Consider the following 26,243-nt stretch of genomic DNA (forward strand, 5'->3'; position numbering starts at 1 on the left):
GGAAAATGACAATTACTGGCTGAGTATAATCTGACTAAGCGGTTGTAATGTGGGAGGAAAATACAGTTGATTTCATGATAAAGGTGATAAAGGTTAATATACTGGTTTAATTATTTCGTCGAACAGGCTTCATAAAGGCTATTCGATTTCATTAACTGTACAATTTTAAAAAAACAAAATCAAAATTCCTATATAATAAAAAATTTGTCAATCAGTGATTGCACGGTAATTGACCCCAATAAAGTTATTCATCTAATGACCACTATGAAAGCCGGGTTGCACATAACGCAGTGATCAGTGGCAGCATTACCGCTATAGATGACCTCACCTATAACTACGATAGTACTAATGCCAATAAGCTGAGCAGCATGGTAGATGGCAGCGGCAGCAATTACAGCAACTACGGCTTCAAGAACTACAGCAGCGGACTCAGCTATGTTTACGATGCCAACGGCAACTTGACCACCGACCCTTACAAGGGCCTGTCGCTTGATTACAATGTGCTGAACAAAACCGACAAAATAACGCTTACCAGCACATCCACCGGGCATATCAACTACACGTACGATGCATCGGGAAAACTGCTGCGCAAGGATACCTACAACACCAGCGGGGGCGGCATCGCCAAAACCACCGATTACGTGGACGGCATGGTATACGAAAACGGCACCCTGGCCTACTTTACCATGCCCGAGGGCCGGGTGCGCAACGAAAGCGGCACTTTGGTGAACGAGTACATCATTACCGACCAGCAGGGCAACGCCCGCATCAGCTTTGACAATACCGGCAGCGGCGGAACGCTGAAAGTAGTGCAGGAGAACAGCTATTATCCCTTTGGCATGGTGATGAGCAACAGCCCGGTCAGCACGCCAAGCAAGCCTAACCTGCAACTGTACAACGCCGGCGCGGAATGGCAGAACGATTACGGGGATTTGCCCGACTATTATCAGACTTTTTACCGGAATTACGATGCCGCTTTGGGGCGCTTTATCGCTGTCGACCCCAAGGCAAACGCGACAGAAAGCTTAACGCCATACCAGTATGCGGGTAATAACCCGGCCATGCTGAACGACCCCATGGGCGACCTGTTTGATGCCGGCAGCGAAGCGTTTTATAAGGCAGTAGCAGAGGGGTATCACGAAACAAATGGTACTGAACGGATGGACAGAACTTATGATGCGGTACAGGAAATGATACTGTTTGCCAAATATGGTGTAGATGCTATTTACGGCCCAGGCGGCAGCTCCCACGGCGGTGCTGGCGGCGGCGGTGGCAGGCAAAAAAGTTATAAAGATGACGAATGGGACAATGCCCAGCTTCGCCAAAATGCTTATGCTTCAGGGAAAAATGTTTATAATAAGGAAAGAGATGGAACGCTAACTAATTTTAAATTTACTAATGATGGTTATTTTGAATATAATACGGTAACTGGCTACAGCGCTTATGATAATGGCGGACAGATCGCCTATGCTCCTGATATAGCCAATCATCGTGTTGCGATTAGCGCTGATTCCGAAACAGACCCTCAAAAACCAGGTAAGCCAAATGAGACAAAAAAGGCATCATCAGAATCTCAAACAAAAGGCATTTGGAGTTCAATCTTTAGCCATTTGACATCGAAAAAAACTTACGAATATAAAAAAGACTCCCAAGGGCGTACATATTATCAAGACAACACAGGTAGGATGCACTATGTAATGCAAAATGTGCTTAAAACTTCTTTAAAATCTTCTGTATCCAATCTCTCTACTTATGGGGGGGCTGGATATGATGTAATCACAAAAGGAGGGCCTTACGGTACATTATTAGGTTTAGGCTACGGATTTATGGATGAGGTTTGGTCTCAATGGAGAGATTTCTATCTAATGCATCCAAATCATCATATTGGAACAGATGGCAAGGAACATTAACACACACGTATATGATTTTATATCCTCTTAATTTAAAAAAACGCTTATTTGCAACGATCATCATTACCGGCATATGTTATTTAATAACATATGCCGGTAATCACAGTATTTATTTATTAATTTAATCTTATTTTATCGTTAACAAATGCACTTATATGTCCATTATTTAATTTTCGAGTAAAAACCCCTTTTTGGGTGCCTGTTTTACTTTTATGGTTTTTCAGTATGACCTGTTTGCAAAAAACAGTTTATTATCTATCATAAACGATGGGGCTAACTGGGTTTAATAAACTAATAATGTTGATTTTGATATATGGAGCTTATTTCTTTTTATTGCTAAGAAATTATCAAAAAAATAAATGAACGGGCGGGGCATGGATCAACTTATGTTTGATAGAAATTGCTGCTGAAAGTCAATGGCATTTGCTAATTTGGCAACATTAAAATTGATAATGCGGGTGACATAAAGGTGCCCCCGTTTGTTTTAATGCGAAATATCAACCCTAAACCGCTGACCCATGAACAGGTGTGCCAAACCTATTGCTGATATAGATTATACAAGATGCCATGACCAAATGATCCGACATGGCAAAATATCATGTTACACCGCTAATTTCTTTTTCAAAGCAGCCATATCTTGACTATAGTTAAATCTTATTATTATTTATTTTACAAACTTTACAAGTTTTTTTTATCTCATGAATCCACTAAATGGCTGGCTGATGTTAAAGCAATTATTTTGCTTTGTAGCTTGGAGGTATGGCTGCTTTTCTCATTAAATAATTATTTTGATTTCCTTAACCATCATCATAGTAAGCTTAGTTTCTTCTCATTAAAAGTAGTTTTGCCACTTTTTTTTGTCTTGATAATTAAATGGATTCTTTTTATAAAAAACGAGGATTGGAAAGGTTATGTACAAGAATTTGATAAACTGCCTTATAAGAAAAATAGAAAAGGGACTTGGATTGTTTTTGCAATCGTGATAGTTTCTGCAGCAAACTTTGTTTTTTCCTTTTTTTTAAATCCTCCTATTCATTTAAAATAAAAAATCTTAAATGAAACTATAACTACAGGAAATGCAGCAAAGGGGTTTTTTATGAAAGAATTGAATATGTATCTAAACCTTTTCTTTAGTGTAGGACACGCTGATAATTTGAAAATGACTACAGATTGGAATGCTTTTACTCACACAAATATTTGGTATCCATTACCCTAATATAGGATAATGTTAAGGTTATATACGTATTCTATGAAACCTATTACAAGTGTCTTAATAATATTTGTTAATTTTTATTTCTATAAATCTTTAGCAATGTCAAAAAACCATACAATCCCTCAAACAATTATACGGGCACAAACTATATATACAGATTTTGGCTTTTTAAAAGATCGAGGCAAGGTGCTTTTTATAACTCCCAAATGCGTTATCGTTGGAATAGGGGAAATGCCTTTTATGTTATTGGGTACACCACAATTTTCTATAGAGAATCTACCTCCAAATATCAAGAAAAATGCCGACGATATTAAGATGCTCGTTTTACAGTCTACTTTTTCAACAGAACCTTATTTAAAGGACAAAGTTTGCAAAATTCCAAGTTGGGTAACTTTTTTTAAAAATGCCAAATATATAAAGCTAAACCACGTCGATTTAACCCAATTAAGTGATTTGGCAAATCTCGTAGTAGAACATTTAGTTTTAATAAATGTTAAATACACTGGTGATGATAAAGTTATTGCTGCAATTAAGAAACTGCAATATTTGAAATATATAGCGTACGATGGTTCTCTATCAATAACTTTAATAAATGCAATCAAGCTTCAAAATCCCAAAGTAATTCTTCTCCCGGAATCGGAATATTATGAAAGAAGGTTACAGGAAAATTTATAATTAATATGTGCTTTAATGGAGACCCAGATTTGCAATATTTACCGATAGCTATAAGCGCACATTAATTTTACAAACCTTAGCTGAAGAATGACATCCACTTTTAGGCACGCAGCCAGTAACTGTCTCATTTACAGTCTTTAATGAAGAAATTTGATAATTTCTAAAATCCATTTAATTGGTTTAAAATTGAAAGTAGTGAATTTAATTGAAGAATAAAATATCTGAAAGATATACAGTTTACGTGCATATTGAACGACCTTAAAAACAACTAACTGAGATGGAGATTAGGCTCTAATTAATAACCAAAATAAAAAATATTATAGGGGGTTATGAAATCTCCCCCTATAATATTAACATGATAATTTTTGCCTAAGAGCCGCCATGTCTTCACTTATTTTTAGATCAACAATTTTCGCATAATGTTGCGTCTGTTTAAGAGATTTGTGGCCAAGCATTTTTGATACAGTTTCTATTGGTACACCATTGCTCAGCGTAACAGTTGTTGCAAAGGTGTGACGTGCTAAATGAAAAGTTAGTTTTTTTGTTATGCCGCATAAGTCGGCTATTTCCTTTAAATAAGCATTCATCTTTTGATTCGTCAATATGGGCAAAACTGCATGTCCATTGACGCACTTCGGATGTTCCGCGTATTTTTCCATTATTTCTAATGCCTGCGGTAATAACGGAACACGCTGTGGTGTCTCTGTTTTTTGCCTTTTGGTCATGATCCATTTCTCATCATCAACTCCCTGAACGATTTGGCTACGGGTTAGATTGCCCACGTCTACATAGGCAAGGCCGGTATAGCAGCTAAAAACGAAAATATCACGTACTAAATTTAGACGATCAATACTAAAGGCTTTATTTCTGATAGCTAATAGCTCATCCTGGAAAAGGGGTACAATGTCAACCTCCTTATACCCCATTTTAAATTCACGAAATGGGTCCTCCTTCAGCCATTTTTTCCTGATGCATTCTAACAATACGCTTTTCAGCGTACTGATATATTTCACAGTTGAATTGTGGTTGCATTTTTTAAAGATTTTAGCCAGCTCGAAAAGTCCTTTACAAATTCGTAATTGAGTGTTTTAATTTTCAGGTCTGCCGTACCGTATTTCCATTTAATAAAATCCTGGGTATGGCCGAAAGTTGTATGGTACTTCTGATAAGTTTTATAAGCATAATCCTTGCCGATCAATTCATGGATTTCCTCATTATGCCTTTTGAAAATTTCGATCAGCGTTCTTTTTTCTTCCCCCTTGCCGGTAAGAAAGTTTTTTAACGTATCAGCAGTAATTTCCTGCTCGGCAAAAATCAGTTTGCTTTTGGCGGCATAGACATTCGCACGGTAAACATCGATGTAAGCATTAAGCTTCAGCGCATCTTCCTTGTTCCCTTTGGCTCTGCCGGTAGGTTGATCCCACCTGGACAAGCTCCACATCCTTTTCAGCGAAATTTCTTTCGCGACACCATCTACTGTGATCCTCAGATAAATGTACCTTTCGTCACTTTTCTCGTTTTTTGATTGCTTCAAAAAGAAAAACAATCCAAAGCTTTTTTCCAACATAACGCATCTCTTTAAAGGTTAATAAAGTTGGAAATGTTACAGCTGTTAAACAAGATGTAAACCTCATTTACATGTTGAAAGTCAAGTTGTTATATCATTTTTGTCGCGTCTTTTTTTGAAAATCAATGACGCTACGAATGACGCGACTTAACTTTGATTGTTTTTGAAAACTTTGAAGGTTGGACTAAACAAAAAAGCCCGCAAATCAAGGATTTGCAGGCCTTCTGAAGGCTTTAATAATGCTTTTTGTGGCCTCGCCAGGAATCGAACTTATTTGCCCGATGCGCTCCCAGCGCGGTTTTTCAGTTCTTTTAAAAGAAGACGCCACGAATGACGCGACCTTTTTTGTTTTGTGGTCAATCGCTGACCCAGTAGTCGGTGCGGGAATCGAACCCGCGAAAATTTGTTTTGCAGACAAACCCCTTACCATTCGGGCAACCGGCCACATTAAAATACAGAATTTTCTTTACAAAAGAACATATCTACCCCTACCCACTCAGACGCAGTTTGTGAAACAAAAGAAGATAAGTATGACCTGTATAAAGCCATCGGCATTTCATGTTTTCCCGCATGGGTTCGAACCACGATTATCTGAACCAAAATCAGATGTGCTACCATTGCACCACAGGAAAATATTGTGTGGAAATAAAAGGACTTGAACCTTTAACCGACACCGTATAAGGGTGCTGCTCTAACCAAATTGAGCTATATTTCCTTAGTAAACAGTAGGATAACCCGGACTCGAACCGGGAACCTCCGCATCCCAAATGCGGTAATCTGAACCAATTGATATACTACCCTGTGCTTGCGCCTAAAACAAAAAATCCCCTTAGATTTATCTAAGAGGATCGCGCATATTTTATAATATTTTATTCAATACATAGCTATCCCCTCCGATGTTTCGGTTGCGGTATACAGCATTGTATTGTTGTTGTTTTCATGCCACAATTATACAACATTATTTTATAAAATAAAGAATTTCTTTAAAAATATTTTTTTTGGCTAAATTTTTAATGTAAACCCCTTTTCAAAAAATCAGAACCAAATTACAAATAGGGTGTTGCTTTATGAAAACACCATTGCTATGAAAAATCCATTTGAAAGAAGAGATAATACCGTATTGATAGCCTCATTAGCACTTGGCACCGTAGCTGTAGGCGCGGCCACCTACTTTGTACTATCAGAAAAAGGCGCGGCCTTAAGGCAACGCGTTACCGATCAGTTTAGCCGTGTACGTAACCTGTTTGGTGGAAGCACCCTGGAAGAACATACCGAGCCGACTTTGGAGTATGCTCGCAAAAAGGCTAAAAAGCCAAAGACAGATCGCGAAGCATTATTGCATCACGAGATATTGCACGATAACCCTGACAATAACGAAGTAGTAGAATCATGAGCGAGAGCGCCCGGCAATTTAACTGCCGGGCGTTTTTGTTTATCTATAGAGCGTTCGACTCTCTATGGCTTATCTCAACAAGCAAATTGTTATCTTGCGTAAGTGAATGTCATGACCAAAGAAACTTTACAGCAAGACCTCCAAGATGCCACTATTGCGCTTATTAAATTGGCTGAGGAGTTGACCTGGAACAAAATCTCAAGGAATATTGGCTATATTATTACAGTTGTAGACAATAGAAAAAACTCAATTGAACTGTATGAAGATGTTTACCTAAGCAATGGCAAAAAGAAGCCTCAGACACTAAGTGCGCTGATACCCGAATTGGAAGAATTGTATTTGCAAATGTATGACGTATTCGTTTATAGAGTACTGCGCGATGAGACCATTATAGAGATAAAGTACTTCTTCAGGGAATTTTCTCAGAATGAAAACCATCAGCAAATAGTGGCGAAAGAGCCACCTACGCTACATTGCAAAATACTTGTACCTTATTACATGTACAAGCGACAAGGAAAATTTGATATTAACTGGCAGCACAATACAATTGAGTATAAATGGTTTAGATTCTTAACCAAGTTAAAATATAAATTAACCGGCCGTTTTTAAATTAAACTGGTACCACTTGCCTGCTTAAACCCGATCACGAAGGAAGTTAATTCTCCCGCCGTATTTAGCGAGAACTCAAAGCCATGATCGGTTAATATTTGCCGTACCACAGTTAGCCCTATCCCCTGCCCATCTTTTTTAGTACTATAAAACGGCGAGAACAGGTTTGCGCTATCGGCATTGCTGATGCCGGGGCCATTATCGATAATGGTAAGCGTGTTTTTATCGGTACTGATATTAATCACCCCTGTTGCGTGATTAATAGCTTCGATACTATTTTTAATGATATTGATCAGCACCTGCTCCATTAGCTGTTCATCAGCCCGGATCATCAACTGGTCGCCTTGCAGGTTTAAATAGATCGCCACACCTTTATCGGCTGCTTTTAAAGTCATCAAACTAACTACCGAGCGCAGCAGTTTATGCAGATCGATATTTTGCTTTTTGGGCGCGGGCAGCTTCACCAGTTCGGCAAAGTTGCGCATAAACAGGTTCAGGTTTTGGTTACGGTCGGCCGCCACTTGCAGGGCATCCTTCAGGTTATTAAACTGGTGGCTTTCCCAAACCTTATCATTATTCAACGCCGAATTGATAATAGAATTTACCGGGCCGATGGTATTGTTCACCTCGTGCGCCATCATACGGATCACCTTGCCGTAGGTGCTTTTTTCGGCGGCCAGTATCTCGGCGGTTAGTTCCTCTATCATAATAAACTGTCGGGCAAAACCACGATCGATAAAATGCGCCTTTTGCAATTTATAGGTGTTCATGCCATCCGGTTTGGCCACTACAGATTCGCCCACCATCAATTCAGTAATATGTTTGAACAGCGGCTGCGGCAGGTCAGTGATCAGTTGGCCCTGCACCTCTTTTTCATCTACCGCGAATATTTGCAGCGCCCGCGGGTTAAGGTGCTCCACGCGGTTATCATAGTCCAATATCAAAATGCCCGTGGGCGATGTATGGATCAGTTTTTCGAGGAAGAAGTGCTGCTGCTCTTGCCGGGTGCGTTCGGTGCGCAATTCATCTATCATCTGGTTGTACACATCCACCAATTGATCTACCTCGTGCTTACCGGTGGGCAGAAACTTTACGTTAAAATCGCGGTCTTTAATAGCCTCAACACCCTGCATCAGGTATTTTAGGGGCATCACCAGCTGGCGATACAAGCGCCATGAAATTACCAGCGACACGATCACTACCGCCTCGGCAGCTATGAAGAACAGCTTATTATCATCAAAAATAAACCATGTTAGTCCCAGCGTTATTACATGCACCAGTACTACAAACAGGATATACTTAGTACTCAGCCTCATCGTACGGGATCTGGTACTTATCTAAACGGCGGTACAGGGCGCTGCGGGTTAGCCCCAGTGATGCGGCAGCCTTTGATATTTTATTTTTGTGATATTCCATAGCACGCTTGATCATCTCTACCTCAACTTCTTCCAAAGTTAAGGTACCTACGCCAGGTAATTGCATATTCCCTTTTTTTACAGGAGATAGTTCCAGTTGCGAACGGAAATCTTCGATATCCAGTTCATCACGCCGACTGACTAAAATGGTGCGCTCCACCAAATTCTTCAACTGGCGGATATTGCCCGGCAGCGGCAACTGCGTAAGCCACTTCATGGTATTGGCATTTACCAATAGTTTGGGCCGGTTATAGATCTCCTTTAAATTATCGATAAAAAAGTTGACCAGCAAAGGGATATCCTTCGGCCTTTCGCGCAAGGGCGGCAGGTATATAGTGATGAGATTGATGCGGTATAACAGATCCTCGCGGAAAGTGCCTCGGCTTACCATCTCGTTCAGGTTTTTATTGGTGGCACACACTACCCGGGTATCTACCGTTTTGGTACGACTGCTGCCCAGTACTTCATAAGTCCTGTCCTGCAATACACGTAGCAGTTTTACCTGGCTACCGGCATCCACGTCTCCAATCTCATCTAAAAAAATGGTGCCTTTATTAGCCATTTCGAAGCGGCCTACCCTATCAAACCGAGCATCGGTAAAGGCCCCGCGCATGTGACCAAACATCTCGCTCTCGAACAACGAGGTAGAGATACCGCCCAAATTTACTTTGATAAAAGGCTTGTTGCGGCGCAGGCTGTTTTGATGAACGGCCTCGGCTATCAGTTCCTTGCCTGTACCGCTTTCGCCCATAATCAGTATAGATGCATCGGTAGCAGCTACGCGGCCGATTGTTTCCAGTATATCCAGCATCTTAGGGTCTTCGCCAATAATGTGCTGGAAATTGTAAGTTTTATCCAGTTGCTTTCGGGTGCGATGCTCTGCTCGGGTATCCTGCAGGTCAAGTAAAGTTTTTATCGATTGCAGCAGATGGTCGTTACTCCAGGGTTTATTGATAAAATCGTTAGCGCCGGCCTTCATGCCTTGTACGGCCAGTTCAATACTACCCCATCCGGTGATCAAAATAATTGGGATGCCGGCATCGATCTGCTTGATCCTGGCCAGCAGTTCCAACCCTTCCCTGCCCGATGTATCAATAGAAAAATTCAGGTCGAGGATGACCAGTTCGGGCTTTTGCTTTTTGATAATAGTTAAGGCATCACCGGGGTTTTCGGTGGCTTTAACGCTATAACCCTCGCCCTCCATTAACAGGATGAGCGAGGTACGCACAGCTATATCATCATCAATTATCAGTATCATATTACTCTTCGTGTAAGGCTACGGCCGGGTAAATTGCGGCTGCCTGCCTGCCGGGATATAACGAGCATATCAGCACCAGCAAATAAATGAATAATATTGCTAAAATTAACGCCGTAATATAAACACTGGCGGCAACATCAAACACATGCAGCAAAGGGAACTGTACCGCGAAAAACGATCCGATAATTAAGGATAGCGTAGCCAGCACCATAGCCTCGGTAACTATTTGCTTAGATACGGCATTACCACTCGCGCCTATGGCCCGGCGTAAGCCTATTTCGCCCTTACGTTTATTAATGTTGTACCACAATACGCCAAAAAGCCCCAGTGCAACATTAATGATCAGGAAACCAGCTATAGTAAGCAGCACCACAGTAGGTATCAGCGTAACCTTATTCATGGCTACCCGCTTTTGCGACAGATGTTCGATCTCAACCGTGGCGTTCTTCATATAATTGGTAATGGTTTTATACAGCTTACTTTCAAAAGCGGCATCAGCATCAGGGGTAACTTTTATTAGCATGGTGCTCAGGTACCGAAAGGCCCCGGTATCGATAGGGTTGTACAAACCACGGCCCGCCGAATAGTAATCGCCTTTATCCTTCATGTCCTGCACTACGCCGATGATCTCCATTTTATCTTTGGCTTTCCCCTTGTCGTCGCCAATTACCTGCCCTATGGCCTTCCCTTTGCCAAATAATTCTTCCTTTAGGGTTTGGTTGATCAATATATGGCGCCTGGCCGCTATTTTGTCTTGCGGAATAAACCAGCGGCCTTCCAATATGTTCATCTTAAATACATCGCTGTATTTTTCGTCTACCGTATAGTTATTTACGCTTTGTATATCCTTGCCCTTATAGTTAAAGCCGGTCATGCCGGTGCTGTTTGCAAAGGGCACATTGGTATGCGCGAAGCTAATTTCCTTTACTTGCGGCAATTGTTTAATGGTTTTGGTTAGGGTTTCGTAATAAAGGTTTACCGAATCGGTCGTACTGAATTTTTGATTGTTCTGATAGTTAATTACCCATACATCCTCATACTCGAAACCCATAGGCTTTTTAAAGTTTTGATAGAAGTAGGCCATCAGCGAGAACACGGCGAAAATGACGATGAACGAAACAAGCATCTCGGCTATCAGCAGCGAGTTTTGTTTCTTTTTATTCCAGATGAGTTTAAATAAATGCTTAAACATCGTTTGTTGAATTTAATGTGATAAATAGATTTATTGCGCCTTTAAAGCGGTAACAACATTTAACCGCGACATGCGCCAGGCCGGGTAAACGCCCGAAAGGAAACCGAAAAACAGGCAGGCCAGCAAGCTGTAAAACAACACCTCGAGGTTGAGTGTAAATGTCATATCCTTAATTAATTGGAGGCTGTTAATGAAATGCAGCACCAGGATGGAAAATATCACGCCTAAAATGCCGCCGATAAGCGTGAGGATAATGTTTTCGATCACAAACTGATACACCAGTGTGCGTGATGATGCCCCAAAAGCTTTGCGCACACCTATCTCGCTCGACCGCTCCATAATGCGGGTGATATTAATGTTTACCAGGTTGATAGTTGGCAGCAATAAAAACAACAACACAATAGCGCTGGCGCTGGCAATAAAAACAAACATGCCCGATTTATTGCCCTTGCCGGCAATATCCCTTACAACGCTTCTAAAATAGGTGTCGGCATTGCTGTAAAGCTGATCGTAATCTTTATCAACAACAGGTATCTTACGCACAATAGCTGCATACTCCGCCTGCATTTTTTCCAGATCGGCGGTTGAATGACCTAACAATATGGCCTGATAAGGGCCGTCATAGTTTTTGCTGCGATAGTCTGACTTGGAAACCGTATACGGCAGGTACATATTACCGTAAAACGCGTCGGCGCTTATAGGCACACTCTTTACCACGCCTATTACCCGGTATTGCACATTGTCGGCCTCAATGTATTTGCCAACCACACTGGGTACATCGCCAAAGTAATCTAACTTAGTGCGCTCGCTGATCACGGTTACCCGCTGCGACTGGTCTATTTGGCTTTTGTTGTATGGTTTGCCTTCTATAAAGTCAAAATCGCCAATATCCCAAAAATCGGCATTGGTAAATTTAACATCGATAACCAGTTTTTTATTATTTACATACGCGTTAGAGGTTTGCGAACCCGACGCGATCCCGATCTTCTCGGGTGTTTTTAAGCTTCCTGCAAAATGGTTTAAAAAATAAAACGACGAAGCCGTGCGCATCATCCAGCCTTTTTTCGATGTCATTTCGAGCCTGGGGATATACAAACAGCGGTCGCGTTTTTTATCCGGGTAACCGGGGTTGATCACATTGCTTAGCAAAGCGGTGATCACCATCAGTACGGTAAGCGTAAAGCTGATACCGAACAGGCTGATGAACGTAAAGAATTTACGGCGGCGCAGTACGGCTATGGCTATTTTAAAGTAGTTTTTTAACATGATAATTAATTTTAGGTTGATGAATTACTGAACCTGCGAACCATCAAATAACCTTACCAGGCGGTGGGTTTTGTGCGCCATATTTTCATCGTGCGTTACCATTACTATGGTGGTACCCTCGTTGCGGTTCAGGTCTATCAGTATCTGCATAATCTCGTTACCCATGGCGCTATCCAGGTTACCGGTAGGCTCATCGGCCAAAATAATATCGGGCCGGCCCACAATAGCGCGGGCAATGGCTACACGCTGCTTTTGCCCGCCTGATAGCTGTGTTGGAAAGTGCTTCATGCGGTTGCTCAACCCTACTTTTGCCAAAGCTTCGGTAGCCAGTTGTTTCCTTTCGGCAGCCGATGAGTTGCGATACAATAGCGGAAGTTCTACATTATCCAGCACCTGTAAGTCGTTGATCAGGTGGTAACTTTGGAATATAAAGCCCAGCTTACTGTTGCGAAAAGCGGCCAGTTGCTTATCGGTAAAATGATCGATAGCCTGGTCGCCAATTTTTACCATGCCTTTTGATGGGTTATCCAACAGGCCCATAATATTTAACAGCGTACTTTTGCCGCAACCCGATGGCCCCATAATGGAAAGGAACTCGCCCTTATCCACATCCAGGTTAATGTTGTTTAGCGCCAGCGTCTCGATGGTGCTGGTGCGGTATACTTTTTCAATGTTTTGTAAACGTATCATAAGGTTTTATCTATATGTTTTATTTGTAAGTGATCTTTTGCTTCTTTTCAAAATCGTATAGCGAGAGGTAGCGCAACTGGTAATAAGCGCTCCAAAAATCGCGCAGCGATGCTACATAATCGCGCTTGGCCTGGTCGTTCTCTTTAAAGGAGATGCTCAGGTCGGTAATGCTTAGGTCGCCAAGCAGGTAGCGGTCTTTAGCAATCTGGTATTTCTCGGCGGCAATAGTATCGGCCTTACCGGTTAGCAGCATTTGATTCTTCATCATATTGAACAGTGTAACCTGCGTTACTATTTGCTGCTTAAAGGTTTGCTTATCCTGCTCAACAGCGTAGTTGGTAAACTGCTCGTTAGCTTCGGCAGTCTTCACGCGCGATCTTGAACGCCCCCAATCCAATATCGGCAGCGAGAATTGCAGCTGTACCACCTGCTGATCCTGCGGCGAGCGGTAAACATCGGGGATGTTGGTTGCGCTGTTAGAGAAGCCAAGGTTTGCGTTTAGCGTTGCCACCAAACCGTTTTGCCCTTTTGCCTTAGCCACATCTCGCTTAGCCTCGGCCAAGCGGCGAACAAAGGCTATCGCATCTGAGCGGTTTTCCAATGCCTCAGCCAGCACCTTATCTGTCGATACACTGATATCGGCAACAATTTCGGGCACATCAAGCGCAATCTTCTCGGTTCCCTCCTGCCCGGTATAGCTGCGCAGGTTCAGCGTGGCAATTTCCATATCGCGCTGGGCAGTGCCTACATCTTTTTTGGCGTTGAGTTGTTCCAGTTCCAGTTGCAAGATCTCGTTCTTTGATATTTTACCCAGTTCAAATTTCAGGTTGGCTACCTTCAGGATATTTTGGGTATTGGTGAGATTCAGTTCGGCGACGTGCAGGTTTACCTGTGCCAGCAGCAGGTCAAAAAAATAACCGGCCACAGTAATAGCTATCTTCTCCTGCGATTCGATATAGGCCTGCTTACTCTCGTTATACTTTAGCGGTTCTATCTTTTTATCCCACTTCAACTGGTTAAACTGGAACAGCGGCTGGCTATAGCCAATGCCATAAGGCACGCCATTGTACAGGGTGTTGTGCCGGTCGAAATCGTCAAAGCGCTGCATAGATGTGGTGCCGAAAATAGTGCCACCGGTAGCGGTAATACTCTGACTGAAATTTAGGGCCAGCGATGAATTATCGTTATGCACCGGCTGGAAAAGTATGGTACCGTTGGGCTGCACAATTTGCGTATAGGTTTTATTGTATCCCGGTAAAATGCCACTTAAGGCCAGTTGTGGCTGGTAGTTAGAGCGGAACGACCGCCACTCCCAATACTTGGTTTCGCGCACGGTGGTAGCCTGTTTGGCCGATATGGAATTTCGCTTAGCCATTTCTACCACTTGCTGCAGGGATAAGCGAATGGTATCGCCCGGTGTGTTACACCAGGCCTTAAGGCCGGCTAGTACCAGTATTGCTGTGAGTATATGTTTAAAATTCAACATGGCGATCAATCTTTAATGGTTAACTCTGTCGAATTTTTGTATTCGCTCATGTCTGATGTGATCACCACATCGCCGGGCTGCACGCCATCCAATATCTGCACGTAATCGAAATTGCTCAGACCGATATGAACCGTACGCCTTTCGGCTTTACCGTTGCGGACAATAAAGATATCCTGCACACTTGGCCCTTTAAAAGCCGGCCCATTGGCTACACGCATAACACGGCTGCGGGTAGCAGTCACCAAAAACACATCTACTTTCATATTCGGGCGCAGTAGCTTACTGTTGCGCTCATCCAGCCTGATATCGAACGAGGCCACCCCATTTTGCACCGATGGTGATACATTGGTTACCACGCCACGTAACTGATCATCATTAATGCGCACAATAACCGGCACACCGCTGCGTAATTGATCTAACGAGTTATCGGCAATGCTACCGGCTACTTTAAAGCTACTCAGGTCGGCAATGCGGGCCAGGATCTCGCCGGTGCTTACGGTGGCGCCAATATTTTTATTTACGTAGGTAACTACACCGTTGCGGGTAGCCACAATATTGGCCAGGTTCAGTTTACGCTGCAATTCGTTCAGATCACTTTTTTGGATGGCAGCAGCAATCTCCGCTTCCTTGATCTCGATCTGCATGGTTTGCTGTTTATTCCTGATCTCGTTTTCCAATTGCTTCTTTTCCAGTTGGGCCACTTTCAGGTTCAGTTCAGCCTGCTCTATCCCTTCGCGGGTACCGCCACCGGCTTTAAACAGGCGTTTGGCATTCTCAACGGCATCGGTTAGGTTGGCAATGCGTAATTGCTTAATGTCATTGTTCGATTTAATGTCGTAGAAACTCTTGTTCAGATCCAGTTTCAGTTTACTGATCTCGTTCTGCTTGGTTTCCAGTTGAAATTGCAACTTGGCAAACTCGGTCTCGGTAGCCGATTTATCCAGCGTGATGATGGATTGACCGGGCTTTACCTTACTGCCGGCATCCATCAGCGCGCTTTTAATAGAAGCGGCAATGGGGCTGGTCAATACCTCTTCAAACTCAGGCAATACTTCGCCCGATGCATTTACAGTGTTTTCGATATTGCCGATCTCTACTTTGGCTGTAGTAATATCGGCCCGTTTAATAGATGATTTTAAATAGCCGCGCAGCAGCCATACAGAAAAAGCCAGTACGGCCACTGCCGTAAGACCTATTATGATGTTCTTGTTCTTTCGTTTAGTGATAATTTCCGGTGCCAGTTCCTTGTCCATTCAATTGTGATATTTTGCTTATTGTTTGCAAGTGGCGTACCAAACTTAAATTTTTGATTTTCAGTATATTATAGATTTTAATTTTTCAAAAAGTGATCGATATCGGACAAAATAATTGATTACGGACAGGATGCGCCCGAATTTAAAATAGCTCAAAAACAAAACAGGCACCGCGTAATGCAGTGCCTGGTCTGATATTTTAAATGTATCCGGTATTAATCCAACAGGTTAAAACTTTTTTGCAGCCTGATATCATCCGAAGCGCTACCGATAAATACATTAAACTTGCCCGGCTGGGTGATCCATTGCAGATCGTTGTTATAGAACGATAGCTTGTCCTTATCGATCACAAAGCTTACTGTTTTACTCTCGCCCGGCTGTAGCATCAGCTTTTTAAAGCCTTTTAGTTCCTTTACAGGGCGCACAGGTTGGGATACGGCATCCTGCAGGTACAGTTGCGCTACTTCTTCGCCCGCGTATTTGCCGGTGTTTTTAATGGTAAAACTTACGGTGATCTCTTCAGCTTTGCGCATATCATTTTTAGATAACTTCAGGTCGCTGTACTCGAATTTAGTATAGCTTAAGCCGTAACCGAACGCGTATTTGGGACGCTTGGTGATATCCAGGTAACCCGATGAATATTTAGAAAACGCGTCGTCCTTTGACGGGCGGCCGGTGTTTAAATAATTATAATAAATAGGAACCTGCCCTACGCTTTGTGGAAAGGTCATCGGCAGTTTGCCCGATGGATTGTATTTGCCATAAAGCACATCGGCAATGGCGTTACCAGCCTCGTTACCCAGCCACCAGGTGTAAACAATAGCAGGCACATGGTCGGCAGTCCAGTTAAATACCAACGGGCGGCCAGCCATAATTAATACCACCACCGGCTTTCCGGTAGCTTGTATGGCTTTTATCAATTCTTCCTGAACACCCGGCAAAGTAATATCCGAGCGGCTTTTGGCCTCGCCGCTCATTACGGCGGTTTCGCCAACGGCCATTACCACCACATCGGCTTTCATGGCAGTTTTAACTGCCTCAGCAAAACCCGCGCGTGAAGTATCGGAAACATCGCAGCCTTTAGCATAATTTACCTTGGCACCTGCCGCTTCCATGCCCTCAAATAAAGTTACCGAATGATCTTTGCCCTCCCAGTCAACCGACCAAAAGCCTTTCATATCCGCCTCTGATTTTACCAGCGGGCCAATTAGCGCGACTGTTTTATTTTTATCCAGGGGTAATAATTGGTTTTGATTTTTCAGCAGCACCATGCTTTTGCGGGCTACATCGCGCTCAGCATCAATAAATGACTGCTTGTTCAACGTTTGCTTTTCACGCTCGGCATTGCTGAATTTGTATGGGTCATCAAACAAACCCAACTCATATTTTTTGCGCAGTACTCGGCGCACAGCTTCATCAACTATGGCCATGCTCACCTTACCATCCTTTACCAGTTTGGCCAGGTTATTATTATAGGCGCGACCTTCCATATCCATATCGTTACCGGCGTGGATAGCCTGATCGGCGGCTTCGTAAGTATCTTTAGCATAACCGTGTGCTACCATTTCGCGTATCGAGCCCCAATCGCTTACTACAAAGCCCTTGAAACCCCATTTGCTTTTCAGGATATCGGTTTGCAGGTATTTACTTGCAGATGCAGGTGTGCCGTTCAGGTCGTTAAACGAGTTCATAAAGGTTGCCGCGCCAGCCTCGGCAGCGGCTTTAAAGGGCGGCAGGTAAAATTCCCAAAGGTTACGCAGGCTCATATCCACACTGTTATAATCGCGGCCACCGATGGCGGCACCGTAAGCCGCAAAGTGCTTAACACAAGCCATCACGGCATCGGTATTACCCAAACCCTTACCCTGGAAGCCGATCACTCGCGCCCTTGCAATAGCCGAACCTAAGAACGGATCCTCACCGGCCCCCTCCATTACCCGGCCCCAGCGTGGGTCGCGGGCCAGATCAACCATTGGGGCAAATGTCCAGTGGATGCCCGAAGCCGATGCTTCTTCGGCGGCTATACGGGCTGATAATTGTATCGCATCCAGATCCCAGCTGGCGGCTTCGGCCAGTGGAATAGGGAATGTGGTACGGTAACCATGTATCACATCCAAACCAAAAAGCAACGGGATCTTCAACCTCGACTGCATGGCCGCATCCTGCCATTGGCGGGTATAATCAACCCCGCGCACGTTTAACAACGAACCGATCTTGCCATCCTTTACATCCTGCAGTTTATTACCCGAATTTGTGATCGGGCCGGTAACCACCTTATCGCTGCTGTACTGGTTTAGCTGGCCGACTTTTTCATCGATGGTCATTTTAGCCAACAGGGCCGTAATTTTATTTTCGATAACGGGATTAAGACCTTTAGCCGGGGCCGAAGTTTTAACTTTAGCCTTACTTTGCGAAAAGGCGGCGGGGGTAAAAGCAAAAATAACGGCAAGTAAAAGAAAATGCTTTAGCAATAGCGGTTTACGGAGCGGGTGCATTAAAGTAAGTGTATTTTGTACGTAACTGGTTAACAGCACAAATATTAAAATAATAGCATTGCGTTTTAGGGCGTTACGTAAACATTTTACACAACCTGATTGGCAATATTGACTATTAAACTAACATATAGATATTTACGGGATACAGATGTAGAAGAGATGTAGTACCCACAGTTCATGCATCAGATTGCCATAGCGACCCGGTCAAATTTCAATAGGTTTTTGAACTTATACCGGCTGGCCAGCCAGCCCAGGCAATGTTTGGGAAAATATTGATGTATGATATTAAAAATTGCGATACGGATACATCGCAATTGATATTATTGGCTGTAAAATGGGCTTATTATCGTTTATCGGGCAACTATAAACGTTTATTTAACGCGCTTGTATCACAAGTAAATATTTAACCGTGCTTCTTCTTTTTATTCATCTTTGCCTTCTCGCCCGAACTGTAGTTGTAGTTTTTTACATTGCTGGCCTTTTTCTCGTGAAAAGCGGGGCCGGGTTCATTTGCCTTGGGGGCGGTGGGTTTTTCTTCTGGCTTAGTCTTTTTATCCCTGACAATAACCAAATCGTCGGGGAGTTCAACTACCGGAAATTTTTGCCCTGTAGCATGTTCAATTTTTCGCACCTGCCCCAGTTCAATATCGGTGGCAAAGGTAATGGACAGGGTTTCCTCTTCGGTAGCCGTCGGGTTGATCAGCATACGGGCGATAAAGGTATCCTTATCCCCGGGCAGGTCAAAATGCAGCAGGAAAGGGATATCACCTGTCTCAATATTGTCCTCATTCTCGTTAGCAACAATGAGCATACGCGATGCTTCATCCGCGTGAAAATCCGCAACAGACTCAAAACCCTGCCAACTGTGCCCCCAGGGATTATAAAGCGCCACCGTGTTTTTGGCGGCCGATTGCATATCCTTATAGATCTTCTCGGCTGTTTGGCGGGTATTTACAAACACCACAGTTTTGGTAAACAGTTCTTCATCCTGCATAAACAGGTTTAACAGGTTAAGCTTGGTGCCAAAATTGGGTACCTGGTAAAGCACCTGCGGATGGATGTTCAGCACTCCGTGCCCTACTTCCTCCACTTCTACCAAAGCAGGCATGTTCATAAACGGTTCGATCATGCGTTCCAGCTTATCGTGCATCACTTCGGTAAATACCAGGCGCTGCGCTTTGGTAATGCTGTTGGCCAGTTCTATAGTTGGGAGTTGCAGGCCTTGCTTTACTATCTGATCAGCATCATCCAGTATCAGCAGTTCTATTTTGTTAAGATTAAGGCCTAATTTAAGGTAAATGGCGCGGGCACGATCTGGCGTGGCCACTACAATATCGGCACCATCGGCCAAAGCATCTAACTGATCCTGCATACCACCGGTAGCGTACAGGCCAACTATACTGATTGATTTGTTTTTGTTGATCAGGTCGAATTGCTGCAATACTGCTTCAACAGCTTCCTGGTTGGGCACCAGTATTAATACCAACGGTACACCATCAGGTGCGTAGTTAAATTTATTTAATACCGAAAGCACGTAAGCTGTGGTCTTGCCGCAACCCTCCGGGCCGATAGCGATCACGTCCTGACCGCCGGCAATACGCGACATAGTCCGCTGCTGAATTTCCTTTGGCGCGGCGAAGCCCAGTTCGGCAACCGAGCGCAGTAATTGTTTATTAAGCTTTGTTTTATCAGACCATGTCATAGCGGGCAAATGTAGGCAAAAAACTTCAGCCCCTCTAAAACTGTGCTAAAGCTGCCATCTGGACATATCTTTGTAAATCACTGATCCCAACACAACCGGAATGCGCAGCCTGCTGCATGTAAAAAAAAATTGAACAAAAATCCTTGTTTTTTGAACAAAAATTGAACACACAAGTAATTGATATTCAAATCAATATACCCATTTGTTCAGAATTTCATTTTTTCACCAAAACGCCATTTTTCAAGGTACTGACAAACTTCCGCCTCCATTTATAAGGATTATTATCCGTACTTTCCCGCTTTAGAATAGCCGGAGCCTTCTACTTCGTCATCTTTACCTTTAAGATATGTCCCTCGCTGTCAAACTTCATCTCATCAATGCATACTACACGGTGATTTGCGGCGGTTTCGCCAAGCGGGCGGCGGTGGTAAACGATGTAATATTTATCATCGCTAACCGAATGGATAACCGAGTGATGCCCGGCACCGGTAGCAATTTCAGGATCTTGCTCTAACACGGTAGACAAACGCTTGAACGGCCCGAAGGGTGAATCGGCTATGGCGTAGGCTACTTTATAGTCGGGACCGGTCCAGCCGCCCTCGCTCCACATAAAGTAATATTTGCCGCCCCGCATAAACATATAAGGGCCTTCTACATAGCCTTGCGGGGTGATCTCCTTATAAGTGCTGCCATCGGGAAATGGCTGCAATCCTCTGAAATCGCTCTTCAGTTTCACCACATTGCAATGGCCCCAGCCGCCATAATACATGTAATAAGTGCCATCCTTATCCTTAAACACAAACTGATCGATGGGTTGCGCTCCATTGGCTATATCGCTGATTAGTGGTTCACCCAACAAATCTTTGTATGGTCCATCCGGTTTGCTGGCAACGGCTACGCCAATGCCGCCTACCTCGCCCTGGTGTACATCGTTAGCGCCGAAGAACAGATAATATTTCTTGTCTTTTTGCAGCACGGCAGGCGCCCACATGGCTCGTTTGGCCCATTTCACCGCCGATGTATCGATGATGCGCGGATGCTTCTCCCAGGTCTTCAAGTCCTTTGACGAAAAAGCATCAAGAAAAACCTGATCGTTATATTTTGCCGAGTAGGTTGGGAAAACCCAGTAGGTATCGCCGTATTTAATACCCTCCGGATCGGCGTACCAACCCTGGATGATTGGGTTATGCTGCGCGGTGGCGGTTATGGTTAAAAGGGTTAAAAACGTTAAAGCGGTTATCAGGCGGATGTTCATAGCGCTGGATTTGTTGATGCGAAAATTAGGTAAAAAAAGCAAAGGCGCAAATTTTCCATCTTTGCGCCTTTGTCATCAATATCATTGTTAAAAAGCAGATACACCCCATCGGAGTGAAATGTTGGTAGAAAAAATATGTGTTGGTCTTTCCCGTGCCATAGGTACGGAACAAAATATAGCGTACCTGACGGCACGCTGCAATATCTTATACCATTGTGCTACCAACATTTTGCTCCTAACGGAGCATCGGAATCCTTAGATAATCAACCCCTACGTTACTCCTTAACTTTAACAATGAAGATCAGTAATTCACCTTATATACATTTACCGACATAGGCTGCAAACTGGTATTTATTTTACCGGCCTGTATGCCGCCCCCACCCTGTTGCGGCGATACCTTAAGCGGATTGGCGAGGGTATTGTAAGCAAACTTGTCCGTTGACGAAAGCGTGATCTGGCTATATACTTTTTGCGGCTTGCCTTTTCCCTGCAGATCGATCTGTACAGATTGGGCTACCGACGAAGTGTTTACCACCTTAATAATGAGTTGATGGGTAGCCGCATCCATACTCGCGCTCGAATAAATACTATCCTTACCTGCCACTACCGCCCCATCCATTTTTACAGGGACAACATTGGTGCCTTTATTAGCAGAAAAGATCTGCTGTACATAATAATTAGGTGTACCAACCGAGCGCAGGTTGTCAAACCAGATCAGATCCGGGCGCCATTGCCAGGCATCAACATGGGCCAGTAAAGGCGCGTATGATGCCATTTGCACCACATCGGCGTTACGTTCAAGGCCGGTCATAAAGGCGGCTTCGGCAAGCGCGCTTATCCACGTATTCTTGTATTCAGCATCGTTGTTTTTGGTGTCCTTAATATGTGCGGCATATTCACCGGCAAATATTTTCGGGCCGCTGCGGTCGTAATTATCGTAACGCTGGGCGTTCTTTAAAAACCATTCGGGCGCCTGGTAATAATGCTCATCTAAAAAGTCAGCCTTTTCTTTGGTTAGTTCAGCGTGCAGGTAATCAAACTTATCCCCATCGGGCGATGGGCCCGAGCTGGTTACCAGTTTAATGTTTGGATATTTGGCCTTCAGGACTTTGGCAAACAGTTTATAACGCTCTACATATTGCGCGTCCCACTGTTCGTTGCCCACTCCCATCATTTTAAGGTTAAATGGCTTGGGATGCCCCATGGCGGCACGCAGGCCGCCCCATTTGGTATTTACATCGCCATTGGCAAACTCAACCAGGTCAAGCGCGTCTTGTATGTAGGTATCGGTTTGGTCTACCGGTGCTACCTCGGCAGTGTTGTACTGGCAGGCCATACCGCAGTTAAGTATGGGCAATGGTTCGGCGCCAATATCATCGGCCAGTTGAAAATATTCGAAGAAGCCTAAACCATACGACTGGAAATAATCGGGTGCCGAACGATTAGCGAACTCTGTATTCCAACGATTGATTATGAGTTCGCGGTCGGCGATATCCCCTACCGTTTTTTTCCATTGGTAACGGTTGGCCAAATCGCGGCCCTCCACAATACAGCCGCCCGGGAAGCGGATAAAGCCCGGTTTCAAGGCTGCCAGTTTCTCGGCCAGATCGGCGCGCAGCCCATTGGCGCGACCTTTATAAGTATCCTGCGGAAATAGCGAAACCATATCGATATCCACCGTGCCCGGGTTTTCGAAGTAGACATTCAGATGTGCTTTTGCATCGGTAGCCTTACAGGTAAACGAGGCGGTGTATTTGCCCCAATCGCTCTTGAAGCCCTGCAGATCTGTCTCGCCCAGTTTCTCGTTATTGGCGCCTACCGCTTCAATATGTATCTTCACATTACCCGATAACTGACGGGCCAGTATCGAGAAATTGTATTGCTTATCCTTAAACACCCCCATGCCACGAAAGCCCTCGTTGGCCAATCCGTAGCTGCCCTTATCCTTTTTAACGCTCACACGGGCAAAGCGTGGGTTATTGGCATTGGTTTCGCCACGATTAATAATGAGCGTGCTACCGGCTCCGCCATCCTTAGTGATCTCTTTCCAGGCCATCATAGGTTTAGCAAACTCGAACGAACGGTTTTTTACCAGTTCGGCGTATAAGCCGCCATCAGCCGCGAAGTTGATATCTTCGAAGAAAATGCCCCACATGGCGGCAGGTATAGCCGGCCCGCGGCTATCTGTTAAAACACTTAGTTTTTTAACCTGTTGTGCAGATACAATTCCGCCAACCGAACATAACAATGCCGCGAGGGTGCAGGTAAAAAGTTTTTTCATTTATAAAGGGTATATAGCTGGTTATAATTAAAACAAACAATAAATGTCATTAAGACAAATATATAAAAGCGAATGATATTATTGTACAAAAAAATGACAATGCAATACAGTAACAATATTGCCATATAACTTGTAATTAATAAACTTAATCAACGTAGTAAATTAGTTAATAATTATCTTTGCACGACTTTTTAGATAGATGCCTGCATTTAGCATTCGCTATATTTTGAGATACTCCCCGAAATTGATTTCAGACAGGACGCTGATCCTGTTGACGGTTATTTTATGGAGTACTATTATTGCCCCTGCCTGCTTTGCACAAAAAGCCCCTCTAAGCGATACCACCAGCATTGAGACCTATAATAAACTGGTAAGCCGGTACCGGTACGATAAACCAGATTCGGCCCTGTTTTTAGCACAAAAGGGTATGGCGCTGGCAAAAAAACAGCATAACCTTGATGGACAGGCCATGATGCTTAACCAGTTGGGCATGATAGACGATAATGTTGGCCGTTATGCCGATTCGCGGAAGAAATATCTCAGCGCGCTCGATCTTTATACGCAAACCGGCAACAACAAAGGCATGTCGGCCGTAAACATACGCCTTGGCGTGGTTGAAATGCGTAAGGGGAATTATGATAAGGCCACAGGTTATTTTTTAGAAGCCCTGGATATAAGCGAAAAAAGCGGGAATCCGTTGGGAAAAATGGAAGCTAACCTTACCCTTGGCGAGGCCTACTTTAAGCAAAAGAAATTTGACGAGGCCCTGAACTATTACCATGTGGCAGAAAGCCTGAACAGCCGTTTACCATTTTCTAATTTGTCGCTTAACTTGCTGGTGGACCTTGGCGCTATCTACCGCGATATGGGCAGGTTTGAAGAGGCTAAAGCCCATTTAACACGCGGATTAGTACCAAGTAATGTACCACAATACCAGGGGCTAAACATTACATTAACCACCACACTGGCATCGGTTTATACAAAAGAGGGTAATAAAAACAAATCGATCGAATTACAAAAACTGGCGCTTGAAAAAGCAAGGAGAATAAATAATTATATAAGGCAGGTACAAATTCTTAACGGCCTGGCAGCAACATACGGAACCGGTAATGCCAATGAAGCCCTGGCTTATTATAAACAGGCGGTTGTACTGGCGCAAGGTAAAGATGACTATAAACAAGTAACGGAAAGCCTTAATAACATGGCCGACCTGTACAATTTTCAAAAAAATTACAAAGCCGCCTTCGATATCAGGAGTCAGCAATATGCCATTGCCGACAAATACTTTTACAAGGAAATGTCGAAGCAGATCACCAGTTTGCAATCTGAATACGAACTTAACCAATCGAAGGTTAAAGTACAGGAATTGAGCTTTTTAAACAAACAGCAATCATTCGAACGAAAGGTCATTTTGCTGGTGATGACGGGGGCCTTGATGTTGTTGATTGTCGTAGCAGTTTTTCTTTATCGCACCAGTCATCTTAACCGCCTGTTGCATCGTACCAATGCCAGTTTACAGGATTCGAACCAGGTAAAGGATAAACTGTTCTCGATTTTAGGGCACGATCTGCGCGCGCCATTTGTATCGGTAATAAATTTAATGGAGTTTATCGATGACGATGACATCAGTCCGCAAAAGCGAAAGGAACTGATGGGTTTATTGTTAAACACCAGTAACGCATCGTTAGAAACATTGAACAATTTGCTTAAATGGGGCGAAATGCAGATAAAAGGTGTAAGGCTTAATCAAACCACATTTGCCATAAAATCTAATATCGACCGCACTATCGCCATGCTGGCCGATACAGCAACCTATAAATCTATCATTATTGAGAATGATGTAAGTGATGATGTTACCGTATTTGCCGATGCCGACCACTTTGATTTTGTGATCCGCAACCTGATATCGAATGCTATAAAATTCAGCTACGAAAAGGGTACAATAACCATCAGTGTAAACATTGAACCTGACGGCAATATGGTTACCATAATTGTTCAGGACCGCGGCGTAGGTATCCCCGCCAGCCAGGTGAACCAGATATTTAATATCAATAATATCAGCACTTCCGGGACCAACAATGAAAAAGGCACCAGCATAGGTTTATTATTATGCAAGGAATTTGTTGAACTAAACGGCGGTATCATACAAGTTGAAAGCGAAGAGGGAAAAGGATCTGCCTTTAAATTCAGCCTTCATAACGCGCAGGTTATTTAATATTTCCCTGCTATATTCTTAACACTTTTTTAAACTTCAACCCTGCAATATTAAATATTAATTAAGCGCAAACATTCTTAGTTCCAGTTGGTTAAATTGAATAATTATATTTTATCATAATTATTTATATTTATTCCCGTAAACCACTAAGCTAAATTAACTGAGAATGAAAAGAGTATTACCTGGACTACTTATTGCGTCTGCATGTTTTTTAAACTGCACTGTTTCAAAGCCGGTTATCGATAACTCGGAACAGTTTAGCAACCATTTACAGCCCTATAGAATATTTAGTATTGGGTACTGGCAGCACGGTTATTCAGTCATCACCCTTATAGACGCCCGGCACGATTATTTTATTATTAAAGCAA

The 26,243-nt window shown here is 43.5% G+C and carries 19 protein-coding genes and 3 tRNA genes; 6 read left to right on the top strand and 16 right to left on the bottom strand.

What is annotated here, in order from left to right:
• The first annotated feature begins 290 nt into the window (after nt 1–290).
• The 3 genes from HQ865_RS11310 to HQ865_RS11320 all read left to right on the top strand — a co-directional run bounded on the left by HQ865_RS11310 (nt 291) and on the right by HQ865_RS11320 (nt 3,798).
• Entirely contained in the window at nt 291–1,910 is a 1,620-nt protein-coding gene (locus HQ865_RS11310) for an RHS repeat-associated core domain-containing protein (RefSeq protein WP_173415004.1), read from the top strand.
• A gap of 637 nt (nt 1,911–2,547) precedes the next feature.
• Nucleotides 2,548–2,955, top strand: a complete 408-nt coding sequence (locus HQ865_RS11315; protein WP_173415005.1) for a hypothetical protein — start codon at nt 2,548–2,550, stop codon at nt 2,953–2,955.
• A gap of 204 nt (nt 2,956–3,159) precedes the next feature.
• Nucleotides 3,160–3,798: a hypothetical protein gene (locus HQ865_RS11320; protein WP_173415006.1), complete on the top strand. Its 639-nt coding sequence runs from the start codon at nt 3,160–3,162 to the stop codon at nt 3,796–3,798.
• 350 nt (nt 3,799–4,148) lie between these two features.
• Here the strand turns inward: HQ865_RS11320 and HQ865_RS25960 are convergent, their stop codons facing one another.
• The 5 genes from HQ865_RS25960 to HQ865_RS11340 form a co-directional block, all read right to left on the bottom strand.
• The gene (locus HQ865_RS25960; RefSeq protein ID WP_237073792.1) at nt 4,149–4,811 is read right to left on the bottom strand and encodes a site-specific integrase; all 663 of its coding nucleotides are present in this window, start codon (nt 4,809–4,811) and stop codon (nt 4,149–4,151) included.
• Nucleotides 4,808–5,365, bottom strand: coding sequence for a phage integrase SAM-like domain-containing protein (locus HQ865_RS25965; protein WP_237073793.1), 558 nt, complete (start codon nt 5,363–5,365; stop codon nt 4,808–4,810). The genes HQ865_RS25960 and HQ865_RS25965 overlap by 4 nt, the downstream gene beginning before the upstream one ends.
• Before the next feature lie 372 nt (nt 5,366–5,737).
• Nucleotides 5,738–5,809: transfer RNA gene (locus tag HQ865_RS11330), tRNA-Cys, on the bottom strand.
• Between the two features lie 196 nt (nt 5,810–6,005).
• Nucleotides 6,006–6,080 (bottom strand) — tRNA-Ile (locus HQ865_RS11335).
• A gap of 11 nt (nt 6,081–6,091) precedes the next feature.
• Nucleotides 6,092–6,166, bottom strand: a tRNA-Pro gene (locus tag HQ865_RS11340).
• A 283-nt stretch (nt 6,167–6,449) separates the two neighbouring features.
• Here HQ865_RS11340 and HQ865_RS11345 point away from each other — a divergent pair.
• Both HQ865_RS11345 and HQ865_RS11350 read left to right on the top strand, forming a co-directional pair.
• A complete protein-coding gene (locus tag HQ865_RS11345) occupies nt 6,450–6,758 on the top strand; it encodes a hypothetical protein (RefSeq protein WP_173415007.1) in 309 nt (102 codons plus the stop codon).
• Nucleotides 6,759–6,869: 111 nt separating this feature from the next.
• Nucleotides 6,870–7,367 carry a hypothetical protein gene (locus HQ865_RS11350; RefSeq protein ID WP_173415008.1) on the top strand — a complete coding sequence of 166 codons (498 nt, stop codon included), beginning with the start codon at nt 6,870–6,872 and terminating at the stop codon, nt 7,365–7,367.
• Here HQ865_RS11350 and HQ865_RS11355 read toward each other — a convergent pair.
• From HQ865_RS11355 to HQ865_RS11405, 11 genes are all read right to left on the bottom strand, one after another.
• On the bottom strand, nt 7,364–8,683 hold the full coding sequence (locus HQ865_RS11355; protein WP_173415009.1) for a sensor histidine kinase: 1,320 nt from the start codon (nt 8,681–8,683) through the stop codon (nt 7,364–7,366). The genes HQ865_RS11350 and HQ865_RS11355 overlap by 4 nt on opposite strands.
• Entirely contained in the window at nt 8,667–10,040 is a 1,374-nt protein-coding gene (locus HQ865_RS11360) for a sigma-54-dependent transcriptional regulator (RefSeq protein ID WP_173415010.1), read from the bottom strand. The genes HQ865_RS11355 and HQ865_RS11360 overlap by 17 nt, the downstream gene beginning before the upstream one ends.
• A gap of 1 nt (nt 10,041) precedes the next feature.
• Nucleotides 10,042–11,232 carry an ABC transporter permease gene (locus HQ865_RS11365; RefSeq protein WP_173415011.1) on the bottom strand — a complete coding sequence of 397 codons (1,191 nt, stop codon included), beginning with the start codon at nt 11,230–11,232 and terminating at the stop codon, nt 10,042–10,044.
• Between the two features lie 30 nt (nt 11,233–11,262).
• Nucleotides 11,263–12,498 (bottom strand): ABC transporter permease, encoded by a 1,236-nt coding sequence (locus HQ865_RS11370; protein WP_173415012.1) that lies wholly within the window; start codon nt 12,496–12,498, stop codon nt 11,263–11,265.
• 24 nt (nt 12,499–12,522) lie between these two features.
• A complete protein-coding gene (locus HQ865_RS11375) occupies nt 12,523–13,188 on the bottom strand; it encodes an ABC transporter ATP-binding protein (RefSeq protein ID WP_173415013.1) in 666 nt (221 codons plus the stop codon).
• Nucleotides 13,189–13,207: 19 nt separating this feature from the next.
• The gene (locus HQ865_RS11380) at nt 13,208–14,674 is read right to left on the bottom strand and encodes a TolC family protein (RefSeq protein ID WP_173415014.1); all 1,467 of its coding nucleotides are present in this window, start codon (nt 14,672–14,674) and stop codon (nt 13,208–13,210) included.
• A 5-nt stretch (nt 14,675–14,679) separates the two neighbouring features.
• Complete coding sequence (locus tag HQ865_RS11385; protein WP_173415015.1) at nt 14,680–15,927, bottom strand: efflux RND transporter periplasmic adaptor subunit; 1,248 nt, start codon at nt 15,925–15,927, stop codon at nt 14,680–14,682.
• Nucleotides 15,928–16,142: 215 nt separating this feature from the next.
• Nucleotides 16,143–18,422, bottom strand: coding sequence for a glycoside hydrolase family 3 N-terminal domain-containing protein (locus tag HQ865_RS11390; RefSeq protein WP_173415016.1), 2,280 nt, complete (start codon nt 18,420–18,422; stop codon nt 16,143–16,145).
• Nucleotides 18,423–18,825: 403 nt separating this feature from the next.
• On the bottom strand, nt 18,826–20,124 hold the full coding sequence (locus HQ865_RS11395) for a DEAD/DEAH box helicase (protein WP_173415017.1): 1,299 nt from the start codon (nt 20,122–20,124) through the stop codon (nt 18,826–18,828).
• A gap of 319 nt (nt 20,125–20,443) precedes the next feature.
• Nucleotides 20,444–21,379 carry a glycoside hydrolase family 43 protein gene (locus tag HQ865_RS11400; RefSeq protein WP_173415018.1) on the bottom strand — a complete coding sequence of 312 codons (936 nt, stop codon included), beginning with the start codon at nt 21,377–21,379 and terminating at the stop codon, nt 20,444–20,446.
• Nucleotides 21,380–21,680: 301 nt separating this feature from the next.
• Nucleotides 21,681–23,660, bottom strand: a complete 1,980-nt coding sequence (locus HQ865_RS11405) for an alpha-L-arabinofuranosidase C-terminal domain-containing protein (RefSeq protein WP_173415019.1) — start codon at nt 23,658–23,660, stop codon at nt 21,681–21,683.
• Between the two features lie 244 nt (nt 23,661–23,904).
• Between HQ865_RS11405 and HQ865_RS11410 the strand changes: the two genes are divergently transcribed.
• Nucleotides 23,905–25,875 (top strand): tetratricopeptide repeat-containing sensor histidine kinase, encoded by a 1,971-nt coding sequence (locus HQ865_RS11410; RefSeq protein WP_173415020.1) that lies wholly within the window; start codon nt 23,905–23,907, stop codon nt 25,873–25,875.
• Nucleotides 25,876–26,243: the final 368 nt, after the last annotated feature.

This window comes from Mucilaginibacter mali (assembly GCF_013283875.1).
GTDB lineage: Bacteria > Bacteroidota > Bacteroidia > Sphingobacteriales > Sphingobacteriaceae > Mucilaginibacter > Mucilaginibacter mali.

Coding starts and splice junctions, on each gene's coding strand:
- HQ865_RS11320 (WP_173415006.1), top strand. CDS start 3,160: ATGAAACCTATTACAAGTGTCTTAATAATATTTGTTAATTTTTATTTC.
- HQ865_RS25965 (WP_237073793.1), bottom strand. CDS start 5,365: ATGTTGGAAAAAAGCTTTGGATTGTTTTTCTTTTTGAAGCAATCAAAA.
- HQ865_RS11345 (WP_173415007.1), top strand. CDS start 6,450: ATGAAAAATCCATTTGAAAGAAGAGATAATACCGTATTGATAGCCTCA.
- HQ865_RS11350 (WP_173415008.1), top strand. CDS start 6,870: ATGACCAAAGAAACTTTACAGCAAGACCTCCAAGATGCCACTATTGCG.
- HQ865_RS11355 (WP_173415009.1), bottom strand. CDS start 8,683: ATGAGGCTGAGTACTAAGTATATCCTGTTTGTAGTACTGGTGCATGTA.
- HQ865_RS11360 (WP_173415010.1), bottom strand. CDS start 10,040: ATGATACTGATAATTGATGATGATATAGCTGTGCGTACCTCGCTCATC.
- HQ865_RS11365 (WP_173415011.1), bottom strand. CDS start 11,232: ATGTTTAAGCATTTATTTAAACTCATCTGGAATAAAAAGAAACAAAAC.
- HQ865_RS11370 (WP_173415012.1), bottom strand. CDS start 12,498: ATGTTAAAAAACTACTTTAAAATAGCCATAGCCGTACTGCGCCGCCGT.
- HQ865_RS11375 (WP_173415013.1), bottom strand. CDS start 13,188: ATGATACGTTTACAAAACATTGAAAAAGTATACCGCACCAGCACCATC.
- HQ865_RS11380 (WP_173415014.1), bottom strand. CDS start 14,674: ATGTTGAATTTTAAACATATACTCACAGCAATACTGGTACTAGCCGGC.
- HQ865_RS11385 (WP_173415015.1), bottom strand. CDS start 15,927: ATGGACAAGGAACTGGCACCGGAAATTATCACTAAACGAAAGAACAAG.
- HQ865_RS11390 (WP_173415016.1), bottom strand. CDS start 18,422: ATGCACCCGCTCCGTAAACCGCTATTGCTAAAGCATTTTCTTTTACTT.
- HQ865_RS11395 (WP_173415017.1), bottom strand. CDS start 20,124: ATGACATGGTCTGATAAAACAAAGCTTAATAAACAATTACTGCGCTCG.
- HQ865_RS11400 (WP_173415018.1), bottom strand. CDS start 21,379: ATGAACATCCGCCTGATAACCGCTTTAACGTTTTTAACCCTTTTAACC.
- HQ865_RS11405 (WP_173415019.1), bottom strand. CDS start 23,660: ATGAAAAAACTTTTTACCTGCACCCTCGCGGCATTGTTATGTTCGGTT.